At 63.8% G+C, this 13,736-nt stretch carries 10 protein-coding genes; 6 read left to right on the top strand and 4 right to left on the bottom strand.

The window, feature by feature from the left end; all coding sequences use genetic code 11:
* Positions 1 to 8 precede the first annotated feature (8 nt).
* Entirely contained in the window at positions 9 to 398 is a 390-nt protein-coding gene (locus HHL25_RS01270; protein WP_169586493.1) for a hypothetical protein, read from the bottom strand.
* A gap of 172 nt (positions 399 to 570) precedes the next feature.
* On the opposite strand from HHL25_RS01270, the gene HHL25_RS01265 reads away from it, so the two are divergent.
* The 4 genes from HHL25_RS01265 to rpoH all read left to right on the top strand — a co-directional run bounded on the left by HHL25_RS01265 (position 571) and on the right by rpoH (position 5,208).
* Positions 571 to 1,611 carry an RluA family pseudouridine synthase gene (locus HHL25_RS01265; RefSeq protein WP_169586491.1) on the top strand — a complete coding sequence of 347 codons (1,041 nt, stop codon included), beginning with the start codon at positions 571 to 573 and terminating at the stop codon, positions 1,609 to 1,611.
* Positions 1,612 to 1,710: 99 nt separating this feature from the next.
* Positions 1,711 to 2,964: an NAD(P)/FAD-dependent oxidoreductase gene (locus HHL25_RS01260; protein ID WP_169586489.1), complete on the top strand. Its 1,254-nt coding sequence runs from the start codon at positions 1,711 to 1,713 to the stop codon at positions 2,962 to 2,964.
* Positions 2,965 to 3,102: 138 nt separating this feature from the next.
* Positions 3,103 to 4,146, top strand: a complete 1,044-nt coding sequence (locus HHL25_RS01255) for a hypothetical protein (protein WP_169586487.1) — start codon at positions 3,103 to 3,105, stop codon at positions 4,144 to 4,146.
* A 159-nt stretch (positions 4,147 to 4,305) separates the two neighbouring features.
* On the top strand, positions 4,306 to 5,208 hold the full coding sequence (rpoH, locus tag HHL25_RS01250; protein WP_169586485.1) for an RNA polymerase sigma factor RpoH: 903 nt from the start codon (positions 4,306 to 4,308) through the stop codon (positions 5,206 to 5,208).
* An 81-nt stretch (positions 5,209 to 5,289) separates the two neighbouring features.
* Here the strand turns inward: rpoH and HHL25_RS01245 are convergent, their stop codons facing one another.
* Positions 5,290 to 7,761, bottom strand: coding sequence for a hypothetical protein (locus HHL25_RS01245; RefSeq protein WP_169586483.1), 2,472 nt, complete (start codon positions 7,759 to 7,761; stop codon positions 5,290 to 5,292).
* 61 nt (positions 7,762 to 7,822) lie between these two features.
* A complete protein-coding gene (locus HHL25_RS01240; RefSeq protein WP_169586482.1) occupies positions 7,823 to 9,121 on the bottom strand; it encodes an adenylosuccinate synthase in 1,299 nt (432 codons plus the stop codon).
* Positions 9,122 to 9,318: 197 nt separating this feature from the next.
* Between HHL25_RS01240 and HHL25_RS01235 the strand changes: the two genes are divergently transcribed.
* Positions 9,319 to 10,209: a DMT family transporter gene (locus HHL25_RS01235; protein WP_169586480.1), complete on the top strand. Its 891-nt coding sequence runs from the start codon at positions 9,319 to 9,321 to the stop codon at positions 10,207 to 10,209.
* 298 nt (positions 10,210 to 10,507) lie between these two features.
* Positions 10,508 to 12,793, top strand: a complete 2,286-nt coding sequence (locus HHL25_RS01230) for a polysaccharide biosynthesis tyrosine autokinase (RefSeq protein ID WP_169586478.1) — start codon at positions 10,508 to 10,510, stop codon at positions 12,791 to 12,793.
* Here the strand turns inward: HHL25_RS01230 and HHL25_RS01225 are convergent.
* On the bottom strand, positions 12,790 to 13,572 hold the full coding sequence (locus HHL25_RS01225) for a metallophosphoesterase family protein (protein WP_169586476.1): 783 nt from the start codon (positions 13,570 to 13,572) through the stop codon (positions 12,790 to 12,792). The two genes, HHL25_RS01230 and HHL25_RS01225, sit on opposite strands and share 4 nt — an antisense overlap.
* Positions 13,573 to 13,736: the final 164 nt, after the last annotated feature.

The raw sequence follows: 13,736 nt of genomic DNA, 5'->3' as shown, positions 1-13,736 counted from the left end.
GTTCTCGCTCAGTTGGCGGAAAGCGTCACGTCCGCGACGATGCGCCCGACGGCGAGATCGAGTACAAGCGCCTTGCGAACGCCGTCGGCCATCTCGCCGTAGAACAGCACCTGCTGGCCGGAAAGCGAGGTCGAAAGCACTCGGAAGCCGGCGGGCAGTGCGGCCGTCAGGCTGATCGGCTGGTCGGCGGGCACGGAGAGCCCCGACGCGCTGACGGTCGGCTGCGCAGCGCCGTCCTTGCGCGTCACCTTGTAGACGATCGCCGCCAGCACGGCCATGAACATCAGGAGCATGATGCCACCGGAAACGAGCTGGAGCTTCACCATCTTGCGGCGAACGTTTTCCATCGCCGGATCGAGCGGCTTTTCTTCCTGTTCGTCGAGGTCGACATTTGCCATGGTGGGTGTCTCTGTTCCTGATGTTCGCGACCGATGACACATCTTTCCCGGCGCGAACCGTCCGGGAAAAACCAGCCAGGACCATGGCTGTCGATTGTGGAAGGCCTCAGTCTGTGCCAAAGGCATCGAAACATCGGCCGCAACGCCGGTGGTTCTCACGCGGGATGACAGTATGACCGACCCCTTTAAACAAGCCGACGCGGCAAGAAAAGACCTGATTGCCGGGGATGACGCGGAAGGACGGCTCGATGCATGGCTGGCCGCGGCCCTCGAGGGCGAGTTTTCGCGCAACCGGGTGAAGGCGCTGATCGAGCAGGGCGCGGTCCAGGTCAACGATACCGTGATCACCGAGCCGAAGCGCAAGATCCGTCCGGGCGACCGGGTGTCGATCGTCATGCCCGAGCCGGAGGACCCCGAGCCCAAGGGCGAGGACATCCCGCTCGAAGTGCTCTACGAGGACGACGACCTGATCGTCATTGCGAAGCCTCCGGGCCTGGTCGTGCATCCGGGCGCCGGAAACTGGACCGGCACGCTGGTCAATGCGCTGATCCATCACTGCGGCGACAGCCTGTCGGGGATCGGCGGCGTGAAGCGCCCGGGTATCGTCCACCGGCTCGACAAGGACACCTCCGGCGTCATGGTCGTGGCGAAGAATGACCTCGCCCATCGCCACCTCGCCGACCAGTTTGCCGACCACGGCCGCACAGGCCCGCTGGAGCGCGCCTATCAGGCGGTGGTCTGGGGCCGGCCCCGCACCCTGCACGGCACCATCGACGCGCCGCTCGGGCGCGCCGGCGACCGCACCAAGCGGGCGGTGAAGAAGGAAGACACCGACGACGCCCGCGAGGCGATCACCCACTACGAGGTGCTGGAGCGCTATGGAGAGAAGCCGGACGCGACCTGCCTCGCCTCGCTGGTCGAATGCCGCCTGGAGACGGGGCGCACCCACCAGATCCGCGTCCACATGGCCCATATCGGCCATCCGCTGATTGGCGACCAGGACTATGGCCAGGCCTTCAAGACCAAGGCCAACCTTCTGCCCGAGCCGGCACGCTCAGAAGTGCGGGATTTCCCGCGTCAGGCGCTTCATGCGTACTTGCTCGCCTTCGAGCACCCGACCACCGGGGAGACGATGCATTTCACCGCCCCGATCCCGGACGACATGCAGAAGATCATCGACGCCCTGCGGGCCGTGGAAGTGCCCGCGAAGTAACCGGAGAAATCGGGCACCCGCGGAAACTTCGCAGCGCCTCGCGCGTTGATCGGGCTCACCAGAGCGCGAGGCATGTCGCTTCGCCGGCCGGGGGTCCCGATGAGCAACCGCAAACCTGTTCTGAACAAGCGGCGCGACCTGCGCAGCGATCGCCCGCTTTGGGCCGCCACGCCGCGAATCTCGGTCACGGCGTCCTCGGCACCACAACATCGCGACTATGATGTCATCATCATGGGAACCGGCATCAGCGGCGCCCTCGCCGCCGAAGCCCTGTCGCGCGTCGCCGGCCGCCGGATCCTGATGGTCGATCGTCGCGATCCGGTGCGCGGCAGCACACTCGCCAGTACGGCGATGATCCAGCACGAGATCGACACGCCCCTCAGGGATCTGTCGCGAATGATCGGCTCCGATCGTGCCGCCCGGGCCTGGCGCCGCTCGGCCGCGTCCGTCACCCGCCTTGCCGGGCTGGTGGAGGAGTTGAAGCTCGACTGCAGTTTCGAGCGCCGCAGCACACTCTACCTCGCCGGCGACGAACATGGCTCGCGGGCCTTGCGTGAGGAGGCCGATCTGCGGCGCGGCGCCGGACTGGATGCCGAATATATCGACAAGGCCGAACTTGCCGAACGCTTCGACATCGATCGCACCGCCGCCATCGTCTCGCACTGCTCGGCAAGCGCCAACCCCGGCCAGTTGACCGCCGGATTGCTCGGTGTCGCCGCCGGGCGCGGGGTCGAGATCGTCGCCCCGCTGGCGATCGCCGATCTTGTCGAAACGCGGGACGGCGTTGTCGTATCGACCGCCGACGGCCGCCTGCTCACCGCAGCCAATGTCGTGGCCTGTACGGGTTACGAATATCTCTCCATGATGGAGAGCCCTGAGCATCAGGTCATTTCCACCTGGGCGATCGCCTCGGAACCTGCAACGCCCCGCCCGCCATGGCTCAAGGACTTCCTCGTCTGGGAAGCCTCCGATCCCTACCTCTATTTCCGTTCCACGCCGGACGGCCGGATCATCGCCGGCGGCGAGGATGAGGCCGATCCGCTCGCCCACACGGATCCGGCAAAGGCAGAGCGCAAGTTTGCCAAAATCGCCGCAAAACTGAAGAAACTGGCCGGCATCGACGTCGGCAGACCGGCCTATGGTTGGTCGGCCCCCTTCGGCACGACGACCACCGGCCTGCCGATCATCGATCGGGCGCCCGGCCACGAACACACCCATGCCGTCATGGGCTTCGGCGGCAACGGCATCACCTTCTCGACCATCGCGGCCGAGCTGATTGCCGGGCGATTGGCGCGCAAGCCGGACGCCGACGAGGAGCTCTTCCGGTACTCAAAATCAGGGACAGCATTTTAGGAGAGCAATTAGCGCATCGGCGCCCGCCCGGTGACTTTAGTTGCGTCTGTTCGCAGCAGCACGTCCAAATTGGATAAAACTTGGAATTGTGTTATGTTCGAGTTCGAAATTTGCCGGATGCGATAAGACGGAGCTGTAATGTTTTTCAAGAAAACCGTCTTCGTGGTCGGCGCAGGAGCAAGTAAAGAATTGGGATTGCCTATAGGCAATGAACTCAAGGATCAAATAGCCCGGAAACTACACATCACATTCCCCGATGGATTTAACCTCGGAACCGGCGACCGAGACATTTACAATGCGGTCAAATTGTACCTTAGGTCGAAAGGGCAGTCCGATGGAAATCCATATTGGTCCGCCGGGCGGTCCATTGCATCGGCCATGCCCCAAGCAATCTCGATCGACAATTTCATGCACACTCATTACGACGACGACAAAATCGTTCTGATGGGCAAATTAGCCATTGCCGCGAGCATTTTGGAGGCCGAACGTAGGTCGCTTATCTTTGCGGACGAACGTCAAGGTAACCGTCACGATTTCAACACTGCGTCCGGTGTATGGCACAACATATTCTGCAAGATGCTCACAGAGGGCATCCAAAGGTCTACATTACCCTCTCTTTTCGAGAACGTATCGTTCATTTCCTTCAACTACGACCGCTGCATTGAGCAGTACTTGGCCATCTGGCTAGAGAATTACATGCGCCTGCCCGCCAACGAGGCCCAGTCAATCGTCAACGAGTTAACCATTGTCCATCCATATGGTCAGATCGGGAAGCTGGGATGGCAAACCATGGGTATGGTATCAGTAGGTTACGGCGAGAACGTTCAACCTACTTCTCTTTTTGAGGTTGCCAGCAATATCCGGACGTTCACAGAGCAGGTAGAAGACGAGACGGTCCCTGAGCTTATGAGGAGGCTGATCACAGATGCGGAACAAGTAATTTATCTTGGTTTTTCGTTCGGGGCCATGAATATGGAGCTTATGAAGATTAGCGAAATGGGCCCACCAAAAAAACTGTATGGCACGGCGCACGGAATATCGCGTGCCAACCTTGAGGTAATCACCCAGCATTTGGCGAGAGACATGAAGGTTGGCAAAACGCCACTTCTTCACTCACATTTCTTTGAAGCATCCACATGCGGTACAATGTTAAATGATTACTTCCGCGTCTTGACTGATTGATGCAGTCGCTTCACGGCCTCGTGATTTCGCCGGGCGCTTGAATCCCCGTTTGGCCACACTTATCTGTTAGCTGGGTTTCTGTGGGATTTTTGGAAATCCGCAGGGATCAGGCTTGCCCACTTGCCACGGGGAGCCACAGTTTCGAGAAGGGGGTGCTTTATGGCCCGCAACAATCTGCCTACCATTACCGCCGGCGAAGGCGGACTAAACCGTTACCTCGACGAGATTCGCAAGTTCCCGATGCTGGAACCGCAGCAGGAATACATGCTCGCGAAGCGCTATGCCGAGCATGGCGATCGCGACGCGGCCCACAAGCTCGTCACCAGCCACCTGCGCCTCGTCGCGAAGATCGCCATGGGTTATCGCGGCTACGGCCTGCCGATCGGCGAAGTCGTGTCCGAGGGCAATGTCGGCCTGATGCAGGCGGTCAAGAAATTCGACCCGGAGCGCGGCTTCCGTCTGGCGACCTATGCCATGTGGTGGATCAAGGCCTCGATCCAGGAATACATCCTGCGCTCTTGGTCGCTCGTGAAGATGGGCACCACCGCGAACCAGAAGCGTCTGTTCTTCAACCTGCGTCGCCTCAAGGGCAAGATCCAGGCGATCGAGGAAGGCGACCTGAAGCCGGAACAGGTGAGCGAGATCGCCACCAAGCTGAACGTGTCCGAGGAGGAAGTGATCTCGATGAACCGCCGCCTCTCGGGCGACGCTTCGTTGAATGCACCGATCCGCGCCACCGAAGGCGAATCCGGCCAGTGGCAGGATTGGCTGGTCGACGATCACGACAGCCAGGAAGAAGTGCTCATCGAACAGGACGAGCTCGAAACCCGCCGCCGCATGCTGGCCAAGGCCATGAGCGTGCTGAACGATCGCGAAAAGCGCATCTTCCAGGCCCGCCGTCTGGCCGAAGACCCGGTCACGCTCGAAGAGCTGTCGGCCGAATTCGACATCAGCCGCGAACGCGTCCGCCAGATCGAGGTGCGCGCCTTCGAAAAGGTTCAGGAAGCCGTCCAGAAGGAAGCGCTCGAAAGGGCCTCGGCCCTGCGGGTCGTCGAAGCCTGATCGGCCTTTCGCGAGCCGCTTGAAACAAGAAACCCGGGCCGCAAGGACCCGGGTTTTCTTTTGCGATAATGACCGCTCAGGTCAGTTGGTCGGCTTGCCGAGCGCCGCCCACTCCTTGAGCACCTGGTCGAAGACAGCCGCACCCGCAGCGCCCTTGTCGAGGGTCAGAAGCGCGCGCCGGCCGTTGCGGTAGCTGACCGGAATGTCGATCCAGCCACGGGTCGCCAGAAGGTCGAGATTGGCCTTCATCACGTCCTGGAAGTCGTTGAGCGCCACCAGATAGGTGTCGTCGGTGACCTTGGCCGAAACGGCGACCAGCGGATCGCCGCGGTCCTGTTCGGTGCGCTTCATCGCGATGCGCTGCAGGTTGTCGATCGCCCCGCCCTCGAAATCGGCGGGCACGGAGAAGACGACCTCGATCAGATGGCTTGCCGGCAGCGAGCTGTCGGTGTTGCGCTTGATCGTGATGAGCGCGGAAAGGCCGCGATCCGGAATGGTGATCTTGCCCTGGATCTCGGGATTGGGCTTGCCGTCCTCACCCGTTTCGCGCAGCGCCGTCCAGGCGACCGTGCCGGGGATGGCCGTCGGCGAGGTCTGGCCGAGCTTTTCCTCGTAGAGGAAGACCTTTTCGCCATTGGCGATCGGCGCCGCAGTGTCAGGAGCCGCGGCCGGCGTCGCCGGCTGTGGAACGCCGGCATTGGTTCCGACGGCAGGCTGGTCGGTCGGCTCGACGGTCGAGGCGACATTCTGCTGCGCGACAGACTTGCCCTCGGTCGTCGGGCCGCCCGGTGCCGTTACGCCCGCGCCGTCGTCGACTTCCGTTCCATTGGCCAGCAGGCGCTGGGTGAATTTCTGTCCGCTGACAGACCCGTCGTCGGGCTTCGCCGCCGGTTGGGCAGCACCGGTTTCGACCGTCGGCTTCGGCTCTTCGGCGGTGCCCTGCGGTGCAGGCGTCGCACCGGCATCCGCTTCCGGCTTCGCCGGATCGGTAGCGGGAGCGGTGCCGCCGCCGGTCAGGTCGCTGACCAGCTTCGTAACGGCATCGCGATACGTCCAGGCTGCATAGCCGCCGCCGGCGACGAGCGCCACGCCGAGCAGGCCGAGAACGACCGGCGCATAATTGCGCCCCTTCTTCGGTTCGATGCGATAGGCGCGCTGCGGGTTGCTGGCCAGGAAGGAATCGACGTCGTCGGTTCCCTTGCCACCGTTGCCGCCCTGCGCTGCCGCCAGATCGGCCTTCGGGTCGAAGGCAAGCGTGTCCGGCTCGGAAGCTGCCTTCGGCGCCTCGTGCTCGGTAAACCAGTCGGAAAAGTCGTCCGAAGCAGGAAGCTCGTTCGCCGCCGTGCCGCTCTTGGCCGCAGGCTGGGCATAGGCGGCGCTGTCCCATTCGAGCAGGTCGACCGACGCCGGAATGGCCGGCTCCGCACGCGACGGAACCGGAGCGGCTGGAGCAGCTGCAGGCACCATCGGGCCGAAATCGTCGAGCAGGTCATGGGCGTCATCGTGCACGGCAGGCGTCGGCGCTGACTGTGCTGTTGACTGGGGTGCGGCGACCGGCTCGGTGGCCTGCTGCTGCCACTGCGGCGCTTCGGCCGGGAACTCCCAGGGTTCGTATTCGGTCGCGGCAGCGGGCTCGGCCCTCACCTCTTCGACCGCAGGCGCCACGGGCTCCGGCGCGTAGTCGGTCGACGGACGGCGAACCCAGTCGTCGTCGCTGGCAAACGGAATTTCCATGACGCGGTTGGAGGACGGCGGAGTCGGCACCGGCGCTGCGACGGTCTCGGACAGCAGGTCTTCGGCTTCCTCTGCCCGCACACTCTCGCGATGCTCCTCCGGCTCCTCCGTGGCAACCGGCTCGGCATAGCGGGCTTCGGGTTCCACATAGCCGGAAATGTAGTCATCGACGTCGGGATAGGCGACGGCGGCGGTGACCGGTGCGGGCGCCACCGGCTCTTCGGCGGCCTGCACGGGCTCCTCGGCCCACTGCACGACGTCTTCGCGGACCGGCTCGGCGTGAACTTCCACCTCGACCGTCGGCTCATCCTGATAAGGCGGCTCATAGGTCTCGACGACGACCGGTTCCGGTTCATGCTCGACCGGACGGTAGGTCGGCTCGACCGCAACCTCGGTATAGGTCGGTTCCTCGGCGTGGACGGGTTCAGCCTCCGGAGCGACATGGGCCGGCTCGGCCTCCGGTTCCGGTTCCGGTTCCGCGACGGCGGTCGGTTCGGCAACGGGCTCAGGTTCGGCGACCGGCTGCGGCTCGGGCGCATGCCACTCGTCGGTCGGCCGTGGTGCCACGGCCTCTTCGAAGCTGGCGATGGCCTCCTCTTCGGGCAATGCCTCGGCGTGTTCGGCCTCGACCTCGCGAATGGCTGCGTCCAGCTTTTCCAGCTGGCGCTGCAGCATCTGCTCCGGCGGACGCGGCGACATGTTCTCGAGTTGCCGGAGCACGGCTGCGCGGGCCTTCTCGTAGACCTTCGCGCGCATCTCCGGTGTATTGTTCGACAGCCCGTCCACAGCCCGTCGAATAACTGCGATAAAGTCAGCCATCAGCACTTTCTCTTGGTCGCCGGACTGATTCCGACTGACAAAACGTTAACGATTTCTACCATTAATCCTCAAATGGGTCCGTCACAAGTATGGTGTCGTCGCGCTCCGGGCTGGTCGACAGCAGCGCCACCGGCGCGCCGATCAGTTCCTCGACCTGGCGAACATACTTGATCGCCTGGGCAGGAAGGTCCGCCCACTTGCGGGCACCGACCGTCGATTCTTTCCAGCCTTCGAGCGTGATGTAGATCGGCTCGACGCGTGCCTGGGCCGCCTGAGCGGCCGGCAGGTAATCGATCTCCTGGCCGTCGAGCTTGTAGCCGACGCAGATCTTCAGCTCGTCGAGACCGTCGAGAACGTCGAGCTTGGTGAGCGCGATACCGGTGATGCCGTTGGTCGCGACCGACTGGCGCACCAGCGCGGCATCGAACCAGCCGCAGCGACGCTTGCGGCCCGTGACCGTACCGAATTCATGGCCCTTCTCGCCGAGGAACTGGCCGATCTCATCGGTCAGTTCGGTCGGGAACGGGCCTTCGCCGACGCGGGTCGTATAGGCCTTGGTGATGCCGAGGATGTAGCCGAGCGCACCCGGTCCCATGCCCGAACCGGCAGCGGCCTGGCCGGCGACCGTGTTCGACGAGGTGACGAAGGGATAGGTGCCGTGGTCGATGTCGAGGAGCGACCCTTGAGCGCCTTCGAACAGGATGCGCGAACCCTTGCGGCGCTCCTTGTCGAGCAGCACCCAGACCGAGTCCATGAAGGGCAGCACGCGGTCGGCGATCGAGGTCAGCTCTTCCATGATCGTCTTGTGTTCGACTTCGGCAGCGCCGAAACCGCGGCGCAGCGCGTTGTGATGGGTCAGGATGCGCTCGACCTTGCCTTCGAGCGCTTCGAGGTCGGCGAGGTCCATGACGCGAATCGCGCGGCGGCCGACCTTGTCCTCATAGGCCGGGCCGATGCCGCGGCGGGTCGTGCCGATCTTGGTGCCGCTGTTGGAGGCCGCGTCTTCGCGCATGCCGTCGAGTTCACGGTGCAGCGACAGGATCAGCGTCGCGTTCTCGGCGATTCGCAGGTTCTCCGGCGTCACTTCGACGCCCTGGTCCTTCAGCCGGCCGATCTCGGCGATCAGCGCATGCGGATCGACGACGACGCCGTTGCCGATCACGGCCTTCTTGCCAGGACGGACAACGCCGGACGGCAACAGCGACAGCTTGTAGCTGACACCATCGATCACAAGGGTATGACCGGCGTTATGGCCGCCCTGGAAACGGACAACGATATCCGCCCGCTCGGAGAGCCAGTCGACGATCTTGCCCTTGCCCTCGTCACCCCATTGCGAACCCACAACCACGACATTCGTCATTTCGAAATCCTGTTCACTGCGCATGCTCTGCGCTCAATCCAAACCCGCGCATCTATACTGTGTTGTTTTTATGAAATCGACCCGTTTATGCGAGGGGATTCGGCTTTTTGCGTGACAAAAAGCGCCCCCTCGCCTATCCCATGCGCCGAAACATTCCGGCCTTTCGCGCCCTCACTCCCAGTTTCCGGTGAAATCCATTGCTTCTCAGAGCCTATTTCTTTCTGACCGTTGCGACGTTGTTCTGGGGCGGAAACACCATCGTCGGCAAGCTGGCGGTTGGCCATGTCAGCCCCATGGTGCTCAATGTTTCCCGCTGGGCGATCGCCTTTTGCGTGATCACGGCGATCTCGGTACCGCAGCTGAAGAAGGACTGGCCGGAACTGAAGCGCAACTGGCTGCTCCTGCTCGCCTTCGGTGCGATCGGCTACACAGCCTTCAACGGCTTCCTCTATTCGGCCCTGAAATATACGAGCGCGGTCAACGGCGCGATCGAGCAGGGCGGCATTCCGGTGCTGATCTTCATCCTCAATTACCTCCTTTTCCGCATTCCGGTCTCGTTCGTGCAGATCGTCGGCTTCGCCATCAGCTTCGTCGGTGTTGCACTGACCGCGAGCCACGGCGACCTGTACGCCCTTCTGTCGCTCTCGCTCAATTTCGGTGACGCGCTGCTGTTGCTCGCTGTCGTCGCCTATGCGGTCTACACCATAGGCCTGCGCTGGCGCCCCGCCATTCACTGGAAGAGCATGATGGCAGGCTCGGCCCTCGGCGCGGCACTCTCCGCGATTCCGCTCGTCATCTGGGAAGAGGCCAATGGCAGCCTCATCCTGCCCGACGCGCTCGGCTGGGGCATCATCGCCTATGCGGCCCTGCTCCCCTCGCTGATCTCGCAGGTCTTCTACATCATGGGTGTCGAAGGCATCGGCGCCAACCGGGCGGGCCTGTTCATCAACCTGGTCCCGGTCTTCGGCACGCTGCTCTCCATCGCCCTGCTCGGCGAAGCCCTGCAATTCCTGCATGTGCTGGCCCTCGCTTTGGTGCTCGGCGGCATCGCCATCGCCGAATGGGGCAAGCCCCGGCAGGCCGTGTAACAGCCGTCCACGCATCGGCTGTTGACAGCGAACTAAAATACAATCTTAAATAGTGGTCGCGATTGCAATCCCGAATATTTCCGGGATCGCGCGCAGACCGGACTGTGGCAAATGGCCGGGACCGTCCGGTAGCCGGTCCGTATTGTAGTTTCATCGCATGTGGTGCCACCTCCCTCACGCTCGCGGCCGATCGACGTCCGTGCACGACCTGCCGGGAGGTCCCTGACGAATTGACGCGGCGGCAGCCAAGGCCCGCCGGACCTGCCCGTAAGTTCCTTGTATTGCGTGAGGTACTGCGTTGTTGTCACCGGATAAGTCTCTCCTTCACCCTGCCGACGACGGCCAACCGGCCGCCGCTCCGGATTTCGCCGCCGACATGGAAAGAATGTTCGGGATGGTCCGCCGCCAGTGGCGCACTGCCGCGATCGGTCTCACGGTGGGCCTCGGCCTGGCGATCTGCGTGCTCGCCACCGCCGAGCATCGCTATACCGCCCAGGCGAGCATACTGGTCGACCGTGGCGCGGACGTCCTTCTCGACCGTCTCTCTGCCTCTGCGGACCGCGAAGCCGACGACGCGGCCATGCTGAGCGAGGTCGAGCTTCTTCGGTCCGATACGATCGCGCGCAAGGTCGTCAGCGATCTCGAACTGGGCGGCGACCCGGCCTTTGCCGAGCCGAAACGGCCCATCTTGCTGGCAGCGACGCTCGCCGCGATCCGCCCGTGGCTCGCCGGTGCGGCGGACGCGCACGAGGCATCGACCGAGAACGACCGCGTGGCCGCCCGTCGTCTTCTCGACAATCTCTGGGTCGAGCGCATCGGCCGCAGCCGCGTCGTCGACATTCGCTACACCGCAGCAGATCCCCGGCAGGCCGCCCGGATCGCCAACGCCATTGCCGAAGCCTATCTCGCCGACGCGCTCGCCGCCAAATACGACGCCACGCGGCGCGCCGGCACCTGGCTTGAGGCCCGCGTTGCCGAACTCAAGCGAAAGGCCGGTGAATCCGATCTCGCCGTCCAGAAGTTCAAGGCGGAAAACGGTCTGCTGACGGCGAACGGCCGGCTTGTCAGCGACCAGCAACTGACCGAACTCAACAGTGCCCTGATCGTCGCGCAGGCCGATGTCGCCAAGGCGAAAGCCCGGCAGGAACGGCTGCAGGCGATCATTGATGCCGGCCGCACCGACGCCATCGTCACCGACGTGCTCGACAGCTCGATCTCCAACGAACTGCGCCGCCGCTATCTCGAAGCCTCCAAACAGGAGGCCGACATATCGCGGCGCCTCGGCGCGAACCACGCGCAGGCGGCACGCCTGCGATCCGACATGAAGGAACTCGAGCGCCTGATGTTCGAGGAGTTGGGCCGGATCGCCGAAAGCTACCGGAGCGAGGTGAAGGTCGCCCAGTCGCGCGAACAGTCCTTGCGCGACAGCGTGGCCACCGCCAAGGGAGAAAATGCACTTGCGGGCGAAAGCCAGGTACGGCTGCGTGAACTGGAACGCACCGCCGAGACCTATCGCAGCCTGCACCAGACCTTCCTCCAGCGCCTTCAGGAGGCCGCCCAGCAACAGGGTTTTCCGCTGGCCGAAGCCCGGATCATCTCGCCGGCGACCACGCCGGACAGTCAGAGTTTTCCGCCACCGCGGCTGGTGTTGGCGCTCGGCACGCTGATGGGCCTGCTGGCCGGCGGCGGGGTCGGCGCCTATCGTGAACTCTCGGACCGGACGTTGCGCATCGGCGACCAGGTCCGCGACGAACTCGGTCTTGCCTTCCTCGGCAGTGCTCCGCTGCTCGCCAATGAAGCCTGTTCGACCACGGAGCAGCATCCCCGCAGCCTCTTCCACGCCGACACCCTGACCACCCATGTCGCAGACCATCCGCTATCCCCCTTCGCTGAGACGCTGCGACGGGCGAAGCTTGCCGTCGACCTGTTGCCTGCCGGCGGTGGAGCGAAGGTGATCGGCGTCGTTTCCGCTCTGCCCGGCGAGGGCAAGTCGACCATCGCGATCAACCTCGCGCAACTGCTGGCCCTGCAAGGAGAAAGAACGCTGCTGATCGATGCGGACCTGCGTAACCCCGGGGCCACCCGGGCCGTCGCCCGCCACGCCTCGGCCGGCCTCGTCGAAGCGCTGACCGGCGAGCGGCCGCTGCGCGACCTGTTGTTTCTCGACCGGAGATCGAGGCTCGCCTTCCTCGCAGCCGTACCCGGCCGTCGCGCCGCCCGATCGTCGGAACTCCTCGCCTCCCCCGCAATGCAGTCGCTCCTCGACACGGCCCGCGACCATTTCGACTATGTGATCCTCGATCTTCCGCCACTGGCGCCAGTGATCGACGCCCGCGTCGTGGCCGACCAGCTCGACGGTTTTCTCGCGGTGGTCGAATGGGGCGTGACGCCAATCCGCACGGTCAAGGACGCCTTGTTCGACAACGAGGACATCGCGCGCAAATGCCTCGGGGTGGTGCTGAACAAGCTCGATCCGGAAAAGATGAAGCTTTACCGCGCCTACGGATCGACCGATTATTATGAGGAACGCTTCGCCACCTACTATCGGGAAGCAAACACAGTCGAAGAACGGACCGCCCCCTAGAGGATGACAGCCTCGTTCCCGACGATACGCGCCGCTGTCAGCCGGCCGGTCGAATAGCAGGCGGTATCGATGCCGATCCGGCCCGGGCCAAAACTCGGCATGGATGAGGGCGTATGGCCGTGAACGACCGTGACGGCTGTTTCCGGACCGCGGGCGAGGAAAGGCTCGCGGATCCAGATCAGGTCCTCGTCCTTTTGGGCGTCGAGCGCCACACCCGGCCTGAGACCCGCATGGACGAACACGAAGTCGCCGACCTTCACCGCGATCGGCAGCGCCTGGAGCAGGGCGCGATGGAGCGCCGGAACCTCGGCCTGCATGGATGTCGCCAGCGCCGCCATTCCGCCGCCCTCCTCCATGATTCGGGTGACATCGATGCCGTAGGACATCAGCGTCTCCACGCCACCGAACCTGAGCCAGTCGAGATTGTCCTCCGGCTGCGCCATGAACTGCAGAAAGAGATCCTCGTGGTTGCCGCAGAGCAGGATGCGGTCGAAGCCTTCCGGCGGCGGGCTCAGCAGGTAGTCGAGCACCTGTCGCGACGTCGGGCCGCGATCGACATAGTCGCCGAGCATGATGATGAGCTTCGGCCCGTCGATGAAACGGCCGTCCTCGCTGATGCGCGCCTCCAGCGCGAGCAGCTCCGCCAGGCAACCGTGCACGTCGCCGACCGCATAGATCGCCGCATAGAGATCGGGGGCGAATTCGAGCCGCGGACGGCCGTGGCCGGTCACCGTCGCGTGGCGGCTGGCAGGGAAGAACCTGTCGAAATGGCGCTCCATCAGGACCTCGGGAAGGACGCATCCCGGCCAGGGCCGGCCGGTGGAAAGAAGTCACAAGCTAGTGCGCGCACCCGGGCCTGACAAGGCGGCATCCGGAACCGGAGAGGCAAGCGGCGGATTGTCGAATGCGCGACACAGTCATATCGCATGGACGGGACCGCACA

The sequence above is a fragment of the Rhizobium terricola genome (genome assembly GCF_012927355.1).
GTDB classification, from domain to species: Bacteria; Pseudomonadota; Alphaproteobacteria; order Rhizobiales; family Rhizobiaceae; genus Allorhizobium; species Allorhizobium terricola.
This window is presented reverse-complemented; position numbering and strand designations above follow the sequence as displayed.